Raw genomic sequence first — 17616 nt, forward strand, 5'->3', positions numbered from 1 at the left:
CCGTACACTCCCGGAGTGACCGCCACCGCTCCTTCCACCACCGAGCCGGACCAGCTCGAACCGCAGCTCGCGCCCGCTTCGCGCCGCGCGCGGCTGCTGCGCCTCTGGCCGGCCGCCACCGCCGCGCTCGCCGGAGTGCTGCTGTACGTCAGCTTCCCGCCGCGCACCCTGTGGTGGCTCGCCCTGCCCGCCTTCGGCGTCTTCGGCTGGGTGCTGCGCGGCCGGTCCTGGAAGGCCGGACTCGGTCTCGGCTACCTCTTCGGTCTCGGCTTCCTGCTGCCGCTGCTGGTGTGGACCGGCGTGGAGGTCGGCTCGGGGCCCTGGCTGGCGCTGGTCGCCGTCGAGGCGGTCTTCGTCGCGCTGGTCGGCGCGGGTGTCGCCGCCGTGTCGAGGCTGCCCGGATGGCCACTGTGGGCGGCGGCCGTGTGGATCGCGGGCGAGGCGGCACGCGCGCGCGTGCCCTTCCGCGGCTTCCCCTGGGGCAAGATCGCCTTCGGCCAGGCGGACGGCGTCTTCCTGCCGCTGGCCGCGCTGGGCGGCACCCCGGTGCTCGGCTTCGCGGTCGTCCTGTGCGGATTCGGGCTGTACGAGATCGTGCGCCAGGTGATCGAGTGGCGCCGCACCGGTGCAGTGCCGCGCGCTGCGGCCGTCGTCGCCGCACTGAGCGTGGCCGTCCCCGTGGTGGGCGCCCTGGCCGCGCGGACGCTGGTCAGCGACAAGGCCGAGGACGGCACCGCGACCGTCGCCGTCATCCAGGGCAACGTCCCGCGCGCGGGACTCGACTTCAACTCCCAGCGGCGTGCCGTCCTCGACTACCACGCGCGCGAGACCGAGCGGCTGGCCGCCCAGGTCAAGGCGGGCAAGGTCGCCCAGCCAGACTTCGTCCTGTGGCCGGAGAACTCCTCCGACATCGACCCCTTCGCCAACCCCGACGCCGCCGCGGTCATCGAGAACGCGGCCAAGGCGATCGGCGCGCCCATCTCGGTCGGCGGCGTCGTCGAACGCGGCGGCAAGCTCTACAACGAGCAGATCCTCTGGGACCCGGAGAAGGGCGCGACCGACACGTACGACAAGCGGCAGGTCCAGCCCTTCGGCGAGTACCTCCCGCTGCGCTCGTTGCTCGAACACATCAACAAGAACTGGACCACCATGGTCCACCAGGACTTCAGCCGGGGCAGCAAGCCCGGTGTGTTCACCATGGACGGCGCCAAGGTCGGCCTCGCCACCTGCTACGAGGCCGCCTTCGACTGGGCGGTGCGCGACACCGTCACCCACGGCGCCCAGATGATCTCCGTACCGAGCAACAACGCCACCTTCGACCGCAGCGAGATGACCTACCAGCAGCTCGCGATGTCCCGGATCCGCGCCGTCGAACACAGCCGGACCGTCACCGTCCCGGTGACCAGCGGCGTGAGCGCGATCATCATGCCGGACGGGAAGATCACCCAGAAGACCGGCATGTTCGTGGCCGACTCGCTCGTCCAGAAGGTGCCGCTGCGCTCCTCCGAGACCCCCGCCACCAAGCTCGGCATCCTGCCCGAGATGCTCCTCGTCCTGGTCGCCGCCGGCGGTCTCGGCTGGGCGATCGGCGCCGGTGTGCGCGGGCGGCGCGCCGGTGGCGTGTAGCCGTACGCCGGTGGCACGCCCCCTTGATCAACAAGGGTGACCGGGCGGCCCGGTTAGGGTCGTGGCATGGCTACTCCTGACTTCATCAGCGCTCTCCGTGCCTCCGCCGGCCGCCAGTTGCTCTGGCTCCCCGGTGTCACCGCCCTCGTCTTCGACGACGAGGACAGAGTGCTCCTGGGCCGGCGCACCGACACCCGCAAGTGGTCGGTGGTCGGCGGCATCCCGGACCCGGGCGAGCAGCCGGCGGCGTGCGCGGTGCGGGAGGTCTACGAGGAGACGGCCGTCCGGTGCGTGCCCGAACGGGTCGTGCTCGTCCAGGCCCTGGACCCGGTGACGTACGAGAACGGGGACGTCTGCCAGTACATGGACATCACCTTCCGCTGCCGGGCCGTCGGCGGGGAGGCGCGGGTCAACGACGACGAGTCGCTGGAGGTCGGCTGGTTCACGGTGGACGCGCTGCCGGAACTGAACGAGTTCGCGCTGTTCCGGATCAAGCAGGCGATGGCCGACGCCGATGCGCCCACCTGGTTCGACACGACGGGTTTCGCCAGCTTCGAGTGACCCGGGGTTGTCCCGCCGGACACTCCGGCGGGACCCCCGTGGTTCGTTCAGCCGCGGGCCAGCGAGCGCGTCACGACGACGCTGAGGACCCGCACGCCGTGGGTGGAGCCCGGTTGGATGCCGGTGAGTTCGTGGGCGCGCTGGAGGCGGTAGTCGAGCGTGCGGGGGTGGACGTTGAGGGCCGCCGCGGTGCGGGTCCGGTCCATGTCGTGCCGGTAGTAGCTGTCGAGCGTGGTGATCAGGTCGGGCCCGCGGGTGAGGTGGCCGGCGAGGTCGCCGAGCCAGTTGTCGACCTCCGGCAGCCGGCTGACGCCCAGTTCGACGAAGACGTCGTTCATGGTGTGCGGGTGCTGCCGCCCGGACTGCATCGGCGCGACCCGGCTGACCCGCCGGGCCCGGTCGAAGGCGGCGGCCAGGGCACCTGCCGCTCCGACGCTCGTGCCGATGGCGCAACTGCCGCCCACCGCCTCGGTGATGTCGTGTACGACGGACAGCGCGCGGTCCTGCCGGGTCGGTACCGTCGGCGCGTCGGCCGGATCGTCGGCGGACTCGGGTGTGAGGGCCACCAGTTCCTCGGGGTCGTGCCACATGATCGGCACCTGACGGCGGCGCAGGAGGGACTCGGTGATCTCCTCGCGGCGGGCGTTCGTGGGACGCGGCCTGCCGGGTACGCGGACGACGGTCACCCGATAGCGCGGATGGACGCGCATACCGACGCCGGACGCCAGACCCGGCGCGGCCGGGTCGTCGGAGAGCAAGGCCTCGGCCAGCAGTCGGACCCGGCCGACGAGGGACATCCGGCGCCGCTGCCCCGCCATGAACCCCGAGAGGTAGGCCTCGCCGCCGCGTGTGCCCTGGGGGCCGAACCAGCGCATCAGACGCATGAGGTCGTCGCCGTCGTCGGGGCCGGTCGAGTCGTTGATCTCGCGCAGCATCAACCGGGTGTGCGCGACGACCAGTTGCTGGTGGCCCGGTAGGGACAGCCCTTTCCCGGCCCGCTGTTCGCCCACCGAGGCCATCAGCCTGAGATCGTCCGCGCCGAGCGGCTCTTCCTTCGCCGCCAGTTCGACGGTCCGGCGCCGTAACCACACCGAGTACTCAAGGGCTTCCCGGCGCGAGCGGGCGTCCCGTTCCAGTACCTGGTACTCGGGGACCTCGCGCCGGTAGACGTCGGTCGCGTGCCGTGCGTTGCTGTCGAGCTGTCTGAGCAGTTTCGTGAAGAGATTCCCCATGTCACCCTCCTCATGGCACCGTCGGCGGGGCGTCCGCCCAGGAGCTGTTCGTTCGAACTCCTGTTTTGGATGTCATGTACTGGGTGACATGGGCGACATCGGGTGTCAGTCGCGTCCCGTGCCCCGGTAGAGGTCCAGCTCGCCGTCGAGTTCCACGGCCAGGACGGTCGCGTACTCGTCGAGGTCGGCCGTCCCGGGTGCGTCGATCCAGGTCACGCCGGGCACCTGGTCCAGGCCGCCGGTGACGTGATGGCCCAGCTCGGTGCCCGTACCGACGACCGAGACACGCCGTACGGCGTTGCGCAGGCCCCGGATCGACACGGCCTCGCGTGGCGCGTCGAAGCAGATCAGGTACAGCGTGCGTCGGTCGGCGGAGAGGGTGCTCGGCCCGTAGTGGTGCCCGGCGGGCAGGCCGGCGACCGTGCCGTACACGGCGTCGGCGTGCTTGGTGACCCAGGTGCCGAGCCCCTCCAGGCGCTCCACCTGCTCCTCGGGGATCGTGCCGTCCTCCATCGGGCCGGCGCCGAGCAGCAGATTGCCGCCCATGCCGATCGTCTCCGTGAAGTAGCGCACAAGCTGGCGCACCGACTTGAAGTCGCGGTCCTTGGCCCGGTAGCTCCACGAGTCGTTGATCGTCAGGCACAGCTCCCACGGGCCGTCCGGGGCGATCAGCGGAACGCCCTGCTCGGGGGTGGCGTAGTCGCCGTAGCTGAGCATGCGGGCGTTGAGGATGGTGTCCGGGTTGCCCGCGAGGATCAGCTCGGACAGCTCCCGCATCCGCCACTGCTCCTCGGTGCGCTCCCACTCGCCGTCGAACCAGAGGATGTCGGGGCGGAACCGCTCGACCAGCTCGCCCACCTGGCCGTCGCGGTACGCGAGATAGCGCGCCCAGGCCTCCGGGTCCTCCTCGCCGGGGCGGGCGTGGGAGTAGTCGTTGGCCTCGACGATGTGCGGGCCGGGGTGGCGCTCGCTCGCGTAGTCGGGGTGGTTCCAGTCGGAGTGCGAGTAGTAGAGGCCGACCTTCAGGTTCCGCTCGCGCAGGGCGTCGACGAAGCCGGTGACCAGGTCGCGGCCGGCCGGGGTGTCCCGGACGACGTCCAGGTTGCGGTGGTCGGTGTCCCACAGGGCCACGCCGTCGTGGTGCTTGGTGGTGAGGACGGCGTACTGGGCGCCGACGCGGGCGAACAGCTCCGCCCAGGCCTTCGGGTCGTAACGCGAAGCCGTGAAACGGTCGAGCTGTTTCATGTACTCCTCGTGCGAGACCTCGCCCGTGTAGAAGGACCAGGACTCGGCCCAGCCGTCCACGGCGTAGATGCCGTAGTGGATGAAGATGCCCAGCTTGGCATCGGGGAACCAGGGTTGCATCGGCATACGAACACGCTAGGCACGGGCCCCCGGAGCGCGCGTGGGCGCCGGTCACCACTACTGGTCCGTTTTCACCATCGGGGCCGGTCGCTGTGACATCCCTTTACGTGACTGTCATGTACCTGTAGCTTCCGCGCTGCAAGTGTTTTCAGGAACTTTCCGGTTCCCCTTGCAGTCCAGAACCGAGCATTCCGGGCCGTATTGGAGTCACTCATGAGGCAACCCCTGGTGGCGCTGGTGGCGGCTGCCGTGCTGGTGGGAGCGGTCCCGCCGGACACGGGCTCCGCGCCCATGGCGAAGGCGGCCGCCGCCGCGTCCAACACGGCGACCGTCTTCTACTACACGAAGACCAAGAGCTGGCCCACCACCTATCTCCACTACGCCCCCGACGGCGGTTCCTGGACCACCGTCCCCGGCACCCAGATGGAGTCGGCCTGCACGGACTGGGTCAAGAAGACCGTCGACCTGGGCTCGGCCGCCGGACTCCAGGCGACCTTCAACAACGGCAGCGGCACCTGGGACAACAACGGCGGCGGCAACTACGCGCTCGGCACCGGCACCATCACCGTCAAGGACGGTGTGATCGCCCACAGCGACCCGTGCGCCGACACCGGGACGGGCACCGGAAACCAGGCCATCGTCTACTACTCGACCGCCACCTCCGGCTGGACCACCGCCAACATCCACTACGCGCCCACCGGCGGCTCCTGGACGACCGTCCCCGGCGTCGGCATGGAGACCGCCTGCACGGGCTGGTGGAAAAAGACCCTCGACATCGGCACCGCGACCTCGCTCAAGGCGGCCTTCAACAACGGCAACGGTGTCTGGGACAACAACAACAGCGCCGACTACACGATCGCCACCGGCACCACGACCGTGAAGGACCGCACGGTCACCGCGAACGCCACCGACCCGTGCGCCGCCGAAGCCCCGGACACCGAGGCCCCGACAGCGCCCACCGATGTCACTGCGAGTGCCACCAACACGTCGGTCGTGGTGAGTTGGGACGCGGCGACCGACAACAAGGGCGTGACCAAGTACCAGGTCACCCGCACCGGCGGCACCCAGGGCGCCGTCGTCACGGACATCGGCTCAACGGTGTTCTCCGACACGGGACTCGATGAGCGGACCACCTACAGCTACACGGTCAAGGCCGTCGACGCGGCCGGCAACACCTCGCCCGCCTCCGCCGCCGCGACCGCCACGACCGGCGACCAGGCCCCCGCACCGGCCTCCGGCACCCCGCTCGGCACCGACCCGCGCAAGGACCCCATCTACTTCGTCCTCACCGCCCGCTTCTACGACGGCGACACGGGCAACGACCGCGGCGGCAGCCAGCACACCAAGTCCGGCAACGCGGCGAACAACGACCCCATGTTCCGCGGCGACTTCAAGGGACTGGTCGAAAAACTCGACTACGTCAAGGCGCTCGGCTTCTCCGCGCTCTGGATCACCCCGGTCGTCCTGAACCGCTCGGACTACGACTACCACGGCTATCACGGCTACGACTTCTACAAGGTAGACCCACGCCTGGAGTCGGCCGGCGCGAGCTACCAGGACCTGATCAACGCGGCCCACGCCAAGGGCATGAAGATCTACCAGGACGTCGTCTACAACCACAGCTCCCGCTGGGGCGCCAAGGGCCTGTTCACCCCCACGGTGTACGGCGTCCGGGACACCCAGTGGAGCTGGTACTACGACGAGAAGGCCGAGGGCTTCGAGTACGACGGACTGACCGTCGAGCCCAAGTCCGGGAAGTCCTACTACAACGGCGACCTCTGGTCGACGGCCGAACCGACCGGCAACACCTGCCTCAACTGGGGCACACCGACCGGCGGAAAGAGCGCCGAGGGCTACACGCTCTACAACTGCCAGTGGCCGAGCCCCACTTCGGGCATGTTCCCCAAGGCCTACTACCACCAGTGCTGGATCGGCAACTGGGAGGGCGAGGACGCCCGTTCGTGCTGGCTGCACGAGGACCTCGCCGACTTCAACACCGAGAACACCACCGTCCAGAACTACTTGATCGGCGCGTACGACAAGTACATCGACATGGGCGTCGACGGCTTCCGCGTCGACACGGCCGTCCACATCCCGCGCGTGACCTGGAACCGCCGCTTCCTGCCCGCGATCTACGACCGGGTGACGCAGAAGTTCGGCACGGAGGCGGCGAAGAACTTCTTCGTCTTCGGCGAGGTCGCGGCCTTCGTCAACGACAAGTGGAACCGGGGTTCGGTCAACCACTCGGCGCAGTTCTTCACCTGGAAGGAGCGCAAGGAGTACAGCGCCGACGACGAGACGGCGGCCATCGAGCAGTTCAACTACGAGAACAACCTGGGCACCGCCAACCAGCCGACGTCCACCAACGCCTTCCTGAGCGGCAACAGTTACCACACGCCCGACCGCAGCCAGTTCTCCGGAATGAACATCATCGACATGCGCATGCACATGAACTTCGGTGACGCGCCCAACGCCTACAACAACGGCAAGGACTCCGACGACTCCGTCAACGACGCCACGTACAACGTCGTCTACGTCGACAGCCACGACTACGGCCCCAACAAGTCGAGCAACCGCTACAGCGGCGGCACCGACGCCTGGGCCGAGAACATGGCGCTGATGTGGACCTTCCGGGGCATCCCAACGCTGTACTACGGCTCCGAGATCGAGTTCCAGAAGGGCAAGCAGATCGACTGCGGCCCGACCTGCCCACTCGCGAACACGGGACGGGCGTACTACGGCGACCACCTCGCCGGAACCGTCACCGCGACCGACTTCGGCACGGTCGGCTCGGCGAGCGGTGAGGTCGCCAACACGCTCGCCCAGCCCCTGGTCAAGCACCTCCAGCGACTCAACCAGATCCGCCGGGCAGTCCCGGCCCTTCAGATGGGCCAGTACTCCACCGAGGGCATCAGCGGCCAGATGGCCTTCAAACGCCGGTACACCAGTGGCTCGACGGACAGCTTCGCGCTGGTCACCGTCACCGGCGACGCCACTTACACCGGCATCCCGAACGGCACGTACACCGACGCCGTCACCGGTGACGTACGAACCGTCTCGAACGGCACGCTGACCGTGGCGGCACCGGGCAAGGGCAACCTGCGGGTGTACGTCCTGAACGGGCCCGGGAGGATCGGGGCCGCCGGGCCGTATCTGAAGTAGCGACGGGCCGGGTCCCGGGCCACGCATGGCCGGGACCCGCTCGGGTAGGCGACCTGTACTGTGCCCGGGACCGGCGTGTCCCGGGCGGCCCGTACGACCCGCCGCTACCAGGGGACCCGCCATGGAGACACCCACGCGCCACCACACCGCCACACCGGCCCGACGTGCGCTGGACGCGCTGGCCGGCAACAGCGAGGACTCGGCCGCGCTGGACGTCCTCGCCAGGAGTGAGGTGCTCGTGCCCGTACCGGACGACGTCAGCGACGCGGACGCCGGCGATCCCTCGATGGTGGCGCTGCCCGTCCTGGAGGAGCCGGACGGACGGGAGGCGGTGCCCGTGTTCACCTCGGAGTCCGAGCTGGCCGGGCTGCTGCCGGCCGTCTCCCGCTACCGTCTCGTCCCGCTCGGCGCGCTCGCCGACCAGTGGCCCACCGGCGACCTCGCGCTCACCATCGACGCGGCCTCCCCGCACGGCCTGACGATCACCTCCGAGGGCGTACGGACCCTGCTGGCCCGGCCGTACGAATACTGAACCCCTTCCCTGCTAAAGGGACTTGCCCGGGTTGAGGATGCCCCGGGGATCGAACGCGTCCTTGATCCGCCGTTGCAGCGCATGTGCCGCAGGGCCCAGTTCGTCGGCGACCCACTGCCGCTTCAGGACCCCCACCCCGTGCTCGCCGGTCAGCGTCCCGCCGAGCCGAAGTGCGAGGGCGAAGATCTCGCCGGCCGCCTCCCAGGCCGCGTCGGGCAGTCCGTCCAGGGACGGGTCGACCACGATGATCGGGTGCAGATTGCCGTCCGCCGCGTGGGCGACGGTGAACACCGGGACGTCATGGCGCCGCGAGATCTCCCGGATCTCCCGAGCCGCCTCCGCCAGCCGGGAACGGGGTACGGCGATGTCCTCGATCAGCGGGCGGCCCAGCCGTTCCAGGGCGGGCAGGGCGCCACGGCGGGCGGCGAGCAGCGACTCCGCTTCGGCCGGGTCGTCGGTCCGCTCGACCGACGTCGCCCCGGTCCTGGCGAGGACCTCGGCGACCGCTGCCGCCTCCGCTCCGGCACCCGCCCCGTCGCACTGCACCAGCAGCAGTGCCGCGCCCCGCTCCCGCAGCGCCGGGTCGACAGCGTGCAGGACAGGCCCGTCGACCAGCTCCGCCAGCGCCGGTACGACCCCGGCCCTGCCGATCGCGTACGAGGCCTCGGCGGCCTCTTCGAAGGACGGGAAGTACGCGGCGACGGTGGCCGTGGCCACCGGCAGCGGGCGCAGCCGCAGGGTCGCCGAGGTGATCACCGCGAGGGTGCCCTCCGAGCCGGTGAGCAGTGCGGTCAGGTCGTAGCCGGTGACTCCCTTGACGGTACGGCGGCCCGTGCGCACCACCGTGCCGTCCGCGAGCACCGCCTCAAGGCCGAGCACACTGTCCCGCGTCACGCCGTACTTGGCGCAGCGCAGCCCGCCCGCGTTGGTGGCGATGTTCCCGCCGATCGTCGACAGGGCGGCGCTCGCCGGGTCGGGCGCGTACCGCAGGCCGTGCGCGCCCGCCGCCCGGTCCAACTCGGCTGTGATCACGCCGGGTTCGACGACGGCGAGCTGGTCGTCCTCCGACAGTTCGAGGATGCGGTTCATACCGGAGAGGTCGAGGACGAGGGTGCCCTCGCCGGCCGTCGCCCCGCCCGACAGCCCGGTACCGGTGCCGCGCGGCACCACCGGCACACGCAGGGCGTGCGCGTGCCGGAGGGTGACGGTGACGTCCTCGGTGCGTCTTGCGTGGACGACGGCGAGCGGTCCGCCGTACGGCCGGGTGCCGGAGCGGTCGGTGGTGTGTGCGGCCAGTGTCAGCGGGTCGGTGGCCAGCCGGTCGGGCGGCAGATCGCGGGCGAGGAGGCCGAGGAGCTGGGCGGAGGCGGTCGTGGTCGGGGCGGTCACCGGTCCTCCCGGGCCTCTGTGTCGGCGGCCTTCTCCAGCGCCTTCGTACCGATCGCGAGTACGGAGATGTCCTCCTGGGGTGCGTGCACGGGCGCGCACTGGATGTCGCGGAAGTGCCGCTCCAGGGGGTTGCCCCGGGCCAGCCCCGGATTGCCGAGCAGCCGCACGGCCAGCCCGACGGCCCGTACGCCGTGGCGGTCCGCCAACACCCGTGCCCCCAGGGCCTGTTCGGGGGTGTACGAGGGGTCTGCGGCGTCGACCCTGGCCGCGCCGCCGAACACCAGCTGCTCGGCCCCGGCCAGCAGCACCTCGATCTCCCCGGCCGCCCGGCGGAAGCGTTCCGTACGGGCCACCGGATGACCGAGGTTGGCGGGCACCCGGGTGTGCGCGAACGTGTGGAAGAACGCCTGCGCGGCCCGGGCGACCCCCAAGTACAGGGCGGCGAGCGGCAGATGGAGGGAAGCGCCCGCCCGGTTGTCCTGCTCGGCCGCCGGACCGTACGGTGCGAGGCCGATGACCTGCTCGTACGGCACCTCGACATCCCGGAAGGTGACATCGTGGCTGCCGCTCGCGCGCAGCCCCAACTGGTCCCAGTTGCCGCTGATTTCGATGCCGGGGGAGTCGCCGGGCGCCAGGAACGTGCCCACGCGTGGCTCCGGCTCGTCGGTGGTCGCCCACACCAGGAACCAGTCCAGCCCGTCGGCGCCCGTGACGAAACGCTTCGTACCGCTGATCGCCCAGCCGTCCCCGGTGCGCCGGGCCCGGGTGGCGGGCAGCCCGCCGCGCGCGGGGGAGCCCAACTCGGGTTCCACGCGGGCGTGGTTGACGAGCACGGGACGTACGAGCGACTCCTTGACCACCCGTGCGTACAACTCCTCGGGCCAGTGCGGTTGTACGGCCTGGCGGTTGTGGGTGGTGAGGGTCATCGCGGCGATCAGGGCGACGGACGGGTCGCCCCGGCCGAGGGTGTGCAGGATGCGCGCGGTCTCCTCGACGCCCGCGCCCCGGCCGCCGTACCGCTCACCGATGGTGGCGGTGAGCAGGCCGGCCTCGTGGGCGGCCTTCAGGGACTCGGCGGGGAACGCGCCCGAACGGTCGTACTCGGGGGCCAGTTCGGCGATGCGGGCGGTCACGGCAGCGTCTTGCGGCGTGGTCACAGCTTCTTCTTCAGGTCGGCGGCCAGTTCGGTGTTGAGCTTGGTCGTCCAGAAGGACTTCACGTCCAAGTGCTCCTTGAGGGCGCCGAGTTCGGTGAAGACGTCCGCCACCTTCTGCTGTGAGGCGATGGTGTCGTCGCCGACCGTGCGGGCCTGGGTCGGGCGCTGGTTCTGTGCGTCGACCAGGTCCTTCTCCGCCTGGGCGAGCGGCTGGTGCGTGTTGTCCGACACGACCTTCGCGAACTCGGCCTCGTGGCCGTCCCGGACGTACGCGTACGCCTGGGTGATCCGGGCGATCAGGTCGGCCGTCGCCGCCTGCTGGGCGGGGTTCTTCAGGACGCTGTCGCGGGCCGTCCAGAGGAAGTTGCCGGAGAGGATGTCCTTGCCGGAGCCGACCGTGGTGGCGCCCTGCTGGTGGGCGGTGATGATCGACGTGCCGTAGGAGGCGAAGGCGTCGATGCCGCCGCCGTTCAGGGCGGCGAGGCCGTCGTTGGGCAGGAGCGGCTTGGCGTCGACGTCGGACCACTTCAGGCCCGCCTGCTTCAGCAGTTGGAAGAGGAAGTAGTGGGCGGTGGTGTTCTGGACGTAGCCGACCTTCTTGCCCTTCAGCCCGGCGATGTCGGTCACCTTCGAGCCCTTGGGGACGACGACCTCCTGGTTGAGCGTGGCGGCGCGCTGCACGGCGACGACCTTGAAGTTCGGCCTGCCGTCGGCGGCGGCGAAGATCGGCGGGATCTCGCTGGAGGAGGCGACGTCGAGGGCGCCGGCGCGGATCGCCTGGAGTTGCAGGTCACCGCCCTGGAAGACGCTCCACTTCACCTTGTAGGGGGTGTCGTCGAGGTGGGCGAACTTCAGGATGGCCTCCTCGACCTTCCAGCCGGTCGCGCCGACCCGCAGGGTGACGGCGGACTGGTCGGACGACGACTCGGCCTGGGCCTGGCTCCCGCAGGCCGCCGTGAGGGCGAGCAGCAGGACGGCGGCGGACGTGCGCAATGAGCGTGAGCGGCGGAACACGGAGTCTCCATAAGGGGATTCGCAGACAGGGGTGGGTGGATGGGGAGTTGGGCAGGGTCAGGCGGCCTGGGTGGCCGTCGTCGCGCGGTGCGCGAGCTCCTGGCGGACCAGCGGAAGGACATAACGCGCGTAGTCGATCGCGTCGTTGAGCGGGTCGTAGCCGCGGATCGACAGCAGGTCGCAGCCGATGTCGACGTAGTCGAGCAGCGCCGCGGCGACCGTCTCCGGAGTGCCGACCAGCGCGGTCGAGGCGCCGGCGGCGTTGGTCGCGACCGCGGGTGCGGTCCACAGGCAGCGGTCGTGCACCTCGCCGCGGTCCGCGATGTCGAGGAGGCGCTGGGAGCCGACGTTGGCGGGGCGGCCGGTGGTGCGGTAGTGGCGCAGCAGCTCGGTGTTGGCGGCCTGGTCCTTGAGCGCGCCCAGCGTGCGGTGCGCCTTCTCCCAGGCCAGTTCCTCGGTGGGCGCGATGATCGGGCGGAAGGAGACCCAGATACGGGGGTGGGGGCGCCCGGCGGCATCGGCGACCGCGTTGACGGCGGCGATCTGCTCGGCCGTCTCCTTCAGCGGCTCGCCCCACAGACCGAAGATGTCGCCCTGCTGGCCGCCGACCCGGTACGCGTCCTGCGAGGAGCCGCCGACCGAGACCGGGACCAGCCCGTTGTAGGGCTTCACGTCCGAGTAGTAGCCCTCGAACTTGAAGAATTTGCCCTCGTGCGAGACGGGCCCGTCGGCCTGCCAGACCTTCCGCAGGATCTGGATGTATTCGTCGGAACGCTCGTACCGCTCCGTCTTGTTGAGGTAGTCGCCTTCCCGGTGCTGCTCCTCGTCGCTGCCCCCGGAGATGATGTGCAGCGACAGGCGTCCCTTGCTGATCTGGTCCAGGGTGGCGAGCGCGCGGGCCGCGTGGGTCGGAAAGATCACACCCGGCCGGTGGGCCAGGATCGGGCGGATCCGCTCGGTGTTGGTGGCGACGAACTGGGCGAGCTGGAGCGCGTCCGGGGACGCCGAGTGGTAGGCGACCAGGGTGTGGTCGAAGCCGCCGTCGTCCAGGGTGCGGGCGTACTTGCGGACGAAGTCGGGGTCGAAGCCGCCGGTGCGGTTGCTGGAGGCGGGGCCGTTGGACCCGGAGTCGGTGTGGACGGCGCTGATGAACTCGACAGGCATGAGAGAACTCCCTTCGGAGAGCGGCTACTTGAGGAGGGACGCGTCCGCCGACTTGGCCACGTCGACGTTCGGGTCCAGGACACCGATGCTGTTCATGAGGTCGGCCACGTCCTGGACCGTCTTGTTCACGTCGTCGGTGATCGGCAGGACCTCGCCGTACGCCGCCGAGGCCAGCGTCTTCGCCACCGAGGCGTCGGCGCCGTTGCGCTCCACGATGGCCTTCGCGTAGGCGTCCTTGTTCGCGCTGGTCCACTTCAGGGCAGTACCGAGGCGCTTGAGGAAGTCGGACAGCGCGGCCTTCTTCGCCGAGTCGGCGAGGGCCTTCTCGGAGGCGTTGACGAAGCCGTAGCCGCTGACCCGGCCGTCCGCGCCGTCGACCAGCAGCTTCCCGCCCTGCTCCAGGGCGACGGCCTGGTAGACACCGAAGATCGCCCAGACCTTGATCTTGCCGGAGGAGAAGGCGGCCTGGGCGTCGGTGGGCAGCAGGTACTGCACCTTGACGTCCTTGTAGTCCAGGCCGTTCTGCTTGAGGACGTTGGCCAGCAGGTACTCCGAGATGCTGCCCTTGGCGGAGGACACCACGACCTTCTGGCCCTTGAGATCCTTGACGCTGTCGATGCCGGAGCCCTTGCGGACCACGATCCCGACATGCGTGCCGTCGTTCTTGAGGGCGGCGATGTTCTTGATCTTCACACCGCCGCTGAGGGCCTGGAGAGCCGGCAGATCGGCGGAGAAGCCGGTGTCGGCGGCGCCCGCCTGTACGGCCTGGTAGAGCGGGGCCGCGCCCTCGAACTCGGCCCACTTCACGTTGTACTTGGCGCCCTTGAGAGCGCCGGAGGCGGCGACGATGGTCTGGAGGGTCTTGGCCTGGTCGCCGATGGTGAGGGTCACTTTGGAGCCGCTCCCGGCGGCGTCCGCCGAGGAGTCCGCGCCGCAGGCGGTCAGCGCCAGCAGTGCGGTGACGCTCAGCGCGGCGGTGGCGAGTCTGCGTATCACGAGGGGGTCCCTTCGAGGGTGTGTGCGGTGACACCGAGCCAGCCGAGGAGGCGGGCGCGGAGGGTGACGAACTCGGGCGAGGTGAGATCGCGGGGGCGGGGCAGATCGACGGTGAGGTCGTGGGCGATCCGGCCCTCGTCCATCACCAGGACGCGGTCGGCGAGCAGCAGCGCCTCCTCCACGTCATGGGTGACCAGGAGGATCGCGCAGCCGTGCCGCTGCCACAGCTCGGCGACCAGCTGCTGCACCTTGCCCCGGGTCAGCGCGTCGAGCGCGCCGAACGGCTCGTCGAACAGCAGGAGTTCGGGCTCGCGGACCAGGGCGCGGGCCAGCGAGACCCGCTGTGCCTGGCCGCCGGACAGGGTCTTGGGCCAGACGGTCGCGCGCTCCTCGATGCCGACCTCGGCGAGGGCCTTGTCGGCCAGGGCGCGGTCGGGCCGTCCGGGCAGGCCGAGGACGACATTGCGCCACACCTTCAGCCAGGGCAGCAGTCGGGGCGACTGGAAGGCCGCGCTGCGCCGCGCGGGCACGGTCACCTCGCCGCCGATCTCGTCGTCGAGCCCGGCGAGGATCCGCAGCAGGGTCGACTTGCCGCAGCCGCTGTGCCCGAGCAGGGCCACGAACTCGCCCTCGCGGATGTCGAGATCCAGCTCGTGCAGCACGGTGTTGCCGTCGAAGGCCCGCGAAAGCCCCCTGATTTCCACGCTGTTGGCCATGGGGATCACGCCTCGCCCTCGAAGTTGGCCCGCCAGGTCAGCAGCCGGCGCGACAGGACCCGTACGGCGAAGTCGCAGGCGAGGCCGAGCAGTGCGTACACCGCGAGGCAGAGCACGATGATGTCCGTACGGAAGTACTGCTGGGCGTTGCTCATCAGATAGCCGAGCCCCGCGTCCGCGTTGATCTGCTCGGCGAAGACGAGCGCTAGCCAGGCGGTGGAGAGCGCGTACCGGAGCCCCACGAGGGCGCCGGGCAGCGCGCTCGGCAGGATGACGTACTTGATCAGACCGAACCGGCCGAGGCCCATCATCCGTGCGGCCTCGACGAGTTGGGCGTCGGTGGACCGGATGCCGCCGTAGATGTTGAAGTACAGCGGGTAGGTGACACCGAGCGCGACCAGCGCGATCTTCGGGGTCTCCTCGATGCCGAACCAGACGATGAACAGTGGGATCAGACCCACCCAGGGGATTGCCCGGAACATGCCCATCGAGGAGTCGATGACGTCCTCGCCGAGCCGGAACAGCCCGGCGAGCAGGGAGAGAACGAGAGCGACTGTCGCTCCGATGAGGAAGCCGATGGCTGCCCGGCGGCCCGACGCGGCGATGGCGCCGGGCAGTTCACCGTTCTTCGTGAGGTCGACGGCCTGCTTGAGGACGTCCACGGGGGAGGCGAGCACCGACTCGGGCAGTACTCCGGTGGCCGAGGTCAGGAACCAGAGGAGTACGAGGCCCACAGGGCCTGCGGCCCGGCGTACCGAGCGGGGCAGCTGGAGTCGGCGGGTGGTGCGGGTGGCGCCTCGGATGGTGATCCGGGGTGCCGGTTCCGGGGGAGTGTCGGTGCGCGGCGGGGCCAGGGGCGCCGCGTCGAGCGGTTTGGTGGTCATGGCGGGGTTCCTCTCGCGGGGCCCTGGAGCCTCAGGACGGGTGCGGGCCGGTCGCGGCCGGGCGGGTGGGATCGGTGGACCAGGCGGACCAGGAGCCGGCGAAGAGGGTCGCCTCGTAACCGGCGAGAGCGAGCGCGGCGATCTGGTGGGCGGCGGTGACACCGGAACCGCAGTACACGCCGATGCGCGAGGCGTCACCGGCGCCCCGGTCCTCGAACCGCTTGCGCAGCAGGTCGGGTGCAAGGAAGGTCCCGTCGGCCGCGAGGTTCTCCCCGGTGGGCGCGGACACCGCACCGGGGATGTGGCCGGCGCGCGGGTCCACCGGCTCCACCTCGCCCCGATATCGTTCACCCGCGCGGGCGTCCAACAGCAGTCCGTCGCGGGCGAGTTCGGCGGCACCGTCGGCATCCGTGAGCGGCAGCCCGCCCGTACGCAGGACGACATCGCCGGGTTCCGGATCGGCCGGGACACCGGACTCCAGCGGCAGTTCCGCCGCCCGCCAGGCACCCAACGCGCCGTCCAGCAACGTCACTTCGGCTACCCCGGCGTACCGGAGCAGCCACCAGGCCCGAGCGGCGGCGGTGTTGCCCAAGTCGTCGTAAATGACGACAGGTTGGCTCTCCTGGAGCCCCCAGCCACGGGCTGCCGCCTGCAACTCGCCGATCTCCGGCAGCGGATGGCGCCCGCCCTCCGGACTCGGCGGCGCGGCCAGTTCGGTGTCCAGGTCGACGTACACCGCGCCCGGGATGTGCGCGTCCGCGTAGTGGTCGCGGCCGTACGGGTCGCCGAGCGCCCAGCGGACGTCGAGGACCAGGGGCGGCTGCCCGGAGGAGAGGGCGTCGCGCAGCTCGGCGACAGTGGTCGTCACACGCTCGGTGCTCATGCGAGGCCCTCCGCGATCGCGGGCAGCTCGGGGGAGAGGCGCAGCCGTTCCAGGAAGAGGACGACCGTGGCGGCGGCCGTGCGGTGCAGCGCGTCGTTGAGCACGTCGTGCCGGCCACCGTCGAAGGTCACGGTCCGGACGTTCGCGTGGCCCTCGTAGGCGCCGAGTGCCTGGTCGAGCGGGCTGATCCGGTCGTCCTTGCCGTGCAGGGCGAGTACGGGCACCTCGACCTGGTCGAGCCGCAGCTCCGGCAGGTCGACGGCCGCGTCGATCGCCCCGCGCCGGAAGGCGGAGTCGCCGGCGAGGCGCCCCTGGTGGGTCGGGCAGGCGGTCCGCGCCGCCAGCTCGCCCTCCCAACTCCCCGACTCCCAGGGCCCGGTGGGCAGGCCGACGAGGATCAGCGCGTCGACGCCCGCCGGGTGCTCGGCGGCGAGCTGGACGGCGTACCGGGCACCCGTGTCCGAACCGACCAGGACCTTCGGGCTCGGCAGTGACTCGTCGGCGAGGAGCTTGGCGGCCTCGTCGAGCACGGACGGATCGGCGGACGGGTCGCCCAACGCCCTTACCCGGTAGGCGTCGAAGGCGAGTCGGCGGCCGAACCGCTCGTACAGACCGCCGTGTTCGCCCCGGCCGGGCAGCACGATCAGTGTGCCGCGCGCGGCGAGACCTTCGGGTTCGTCCCAGGAGGCGGGGGAGGGCAGGGCAGAGGGCATGAGGAAGCAACTCCCGTTGCGGGGTGAGGGAAGAAAAAAAGGGGGGTGGAGAGCGTGAGCGGGTGCGGCCTACCGGCACGCGGGCAGCGCGAAGCCGATCAGTGGAGGCCGTACGGAAACGCCGGGAGGCGGCGTGGGATCAACGACAGCGCGCGGTGCACGCGACGCCGAAGTCGATGACTCGGCGCTGCGTGAGCAGGGCAGCAGATGCGGTCGGATACGC

At 70.5% G+C, this 17616-nt stretch carries 15 protein-coding genes; 4 read left to right on the top strand and 11 right to left on the bottom strand.

Going from position 1 to position 17616, the window contains the following annotated elements:
- Positions 1-15 precede the first annotated feature (15 nt).
- Together lnt and OG787_RS45080 are read left to right on the top strand one after the other, a co-directional pair.
- A complete protein-coding gene (gene lnt / locus OG787_RS45075; protein WP_405539239.1) occupies positions 16-1626 on the top strand; it encodes an apolipoprotein N-acyltransferase in 1611 nt (536 codons plus the stop codon).
- 66 nt (positions 1627-1692) lie between these two features.
- The gene (locus OG787_RS45080; RefSeq protein WP_369031892.1) at positions 1693-2187 is read left to right on the top strand and encodes an NUDIX domain-containing protein; all 495 of its coding nucleotides are present in this window, start codon (positions 1693-1695) and stop codon (positions 2185-2187) included.
- A 47-nt stretch (positions 2188-2234) separates the two neighbouring features.
- Here the strand turns inward: OG787_RS45080 and OG787_RS45085 are convergent, their stop codons facing one another.
- Together OG787_RS45085 and OG787_RS45090 are read right to left on the bottom strand one after the other, a co-directional pair.
- Complete coding sequence (locus tag OG787_RS45085) at positions 2235-3419, bottom strand: PucR family transcriptional regulator (RefSeq protein ID WP_405539240.1); 1185 nt, start codon at positions 3417-3419, stop codon at positions 2235-2237.
- 105 nt (positions 3420-3524) lie between these two features.
- On the bottom strand, positions 3525-4790 hold the full coding sequence (locus OG787_RS45090; RefSeq protein WP_369031890.1) for an alpha-L-fucosidase: 1266 nt from the start codon (positions 4788-4790) through the stop codon (positions 3525-3527).
- A 207-nt stretch (positions 4791-4997) separates the two neighbouring features.
- On the opposite strand from OG787_RS45090, the gene OG787_RS45095 reads away from it, so the two are divergent.
- Positions 4998-7946 (top strand): carbohydrate binding domain-containing protein, encoded by a 2949-nt coding sequence (locus OG787_RS45095; RefSeq protein ID WP_405539241.1) that lies wholly within the window; start codon positions 4998-5000, stop codon positions 7944-7946.
- A gap of 121 nt (positions 7947-8067) precedes the next feature.
- Complete coding sequence (locus OG787_RS45100) at positions 8068-8478, top strand: SseB family protein (protein ID WP_369031888.1); 411 nt, start codon at positions 8068-8070, stop codon at positions 8476-8478.
- Positions 8479-8490: 12 nt separating this feature from the next.
- Here OG787_RS45100 and OG787_RS45105 read toward each other — a convergent pair whose 3' ends face one another.
- From OG787_RS45105 to OG787_RS45145, 9 genes are read right to left on the bottom strand one after another with little or no spacing between them, the layout of a single operon-like run.
- Positions 8491-9867 (bottom strand): FAD-binding oxidoreductase, encoded by a 1377-nt coding sequence (locus OG787_RS45105; RefSeq protein WP_405539243.1) that lies wholly within the window; start codon positions 9865-9867, stop codon positions 8491-8493.
- Positions 9864-11024, bottom strand: coding sequence for an acyl-CoA dehydrogenase family protein (locus OG787_RS45110; RefSeq protein WP_405539244.1), 1161 nt, complete (start codon positions 11022-11024; stop codon positions 9864-9866). The genes OG787_RS45105 and OG787_RS45110 overlap by 4 nt, the downstream gene beginning before the upstream one ends.
- Positions 11021-12037 (bottom strand): ABC transporter substrate-binding protein, encoded by a 1017-nt coding sequence (locus OG787_RS45115; protein ID WP_405539245.1) that lies wholly within the window; start codon positions 12035-12037, stop codon positions 11021-11023. Before OG787_RS45115 ends, OG787_RS45110 begins: the two co-directional genes overlap by 4 nt.
- 57 nt (positions 12038-12094) lie before the next feature.
- Positions 12095-13201: an LLM class flavin-dependent oxidoreductase gene (locus OG787_RS45120; protein WP_369031884.1), complete on the bottom strand. Its 1107-nt coding sequence runs from the start codon at positions 13199-13201 to the stop codon at positions 12095-12097.
- Between the two features lie 24 nt (positions 13202-13225).
- Positions 13226-14197 (bottom strand): ABC transporter substrate-binding protein, encoded by a 972-nt coding sequence (locus OG787_RS45125; protein ID WP_369031883.1) that lies wholly within the window; start codon positions 14195-14197, stop codon positions 13226-13228.
- Entirely contained in the window at positions 14194-14913 is a 720-nt protein-coding gene (locus tag OG787_RS45130; RefSeq protein WP_405539248.1) for an ABC transporter ATP-binding protein, read from the bottom strand. Before OG787_RS45130 ends, OG787_RS45125 begins: the two co-directional genes overlap by 4 nt.
- A 5-nt stretch (positions 14914-14918) precedes the next feature.
- The gene (locus tag OG787_RS45135; protein ID WP_389348182.1) at positions 14919-15797 is read right to left on the bottom strand and encodes an ABC transporter permease; all 879 of its coding nucleotides are present in this window, start codon (positions 15795-15797) and stop codon (positions 14919-14921) included.
- Between the two features lie 31 nt (positions 15798-15828).
- Positions 15829-16680 carry a sulfurtransferase gene (locus OG787_RS45140; protein WP_369031880.1) on the bottom strand — a complete coding sequence of 284 codons (852 nt, stop codon included), beginning with the start codon at positions 16678-16680 and terminating at the stop codon, positions 15829-15831.
- On the bottom strand, positions 16677-17393 hold the full coding sequence (locus OG787_RS45145; RefSeq protein ID WP_405539250.1) for an alpha/beta hydrolase: 717 nt from the start codon (positions 17391-17393) through the stop codon (positions 16677-16679). Before OG787_RS45145 ends, OG787_RS45140 begins: the two co-directional genes overlap by 4 nt.
- Positions 17394-17616 lie beyond the last annotated feature (223 nt).

The organism is Streptomyces sp. NBC_00075 (assembly GCF_045041225.1).
Taxonomy (GTDB): domain Bacteria; phylum Actinomycetota; class Actinomycetes; order Streptomycetales; family Streptomycetaceae; genus Streptomyces; species Streptomyces adonidis.

Coding starts and splice junctions, on each gene's coding strand:
- OG787_RS45080 (WP_369031892.1), top strand. CDS start 1,693: ATGGCTACTCCTGACTTCATCAGCGCTCTCCGTGCCTCCGCCGGCCGC.
- OG787_RS45085 (WP_405539240.1), bottom strand. CDS start 3,419: ATGGGGAATCTCTTCACGAAACTGCTCAGACAGCTCGACAGCAACGCA.
- OG787_RS45090 (WP_369031890.1), bottom strand. CDS start 4,790: ATGCCGATGCAACCCTGGTTCCCCGATGCCAAGCTGGGCATCTTCATC.
- OG787_RS45095 (WP_405539241.1), top strand. CDS start 4,998: ATGAGGCAACCCCTGGTGGCGCTGGTGGCGGCTGCCGTGCTGGTGGGA.
- OG787_RS45100 (WP_369031888.1), top strand. CDS start 8,068: ATGGAGACACCCACGCGCCACCACACCGCCACACCGGCCCGACGTGCG.
- OG787_RS45120 (WP_369031884.1), bottom strand. CDS start 13,201: ATGCCTGTCGAGTTCATCAGCGCCGTCCACACCGACTCCGGGTCCAAC.
- OG787_RS45130 (WP_405539248.1), bottom strand. CDS start 14,913: ATGGCCAACAGCGTGGAAATCAGGGGGCTTTCGCGGGCCTTCGACGGC.
- OG787_RS45135 (WP_389348182.1), bottom strand. CDS start 15,797: ATGACCACCAAACCGCTCGACGCGGCGCCCCTGGCCCCGCCGCGCACC.
- OG787_RS45140 (WP_369031880.1), bottom strand. CDS start 16,680: ATGAGCACCGAGCGTGTGACGACCACTGTCGCCGAGCTGCGCGACGCC.
- OG787_RS45145 (WP_405539250.1), bottom strand. CDS start 17,393: ATGCCCTCTGCCCTGCCCTCCCCCGCCTCCTGGGACGAACCCGAAGGT.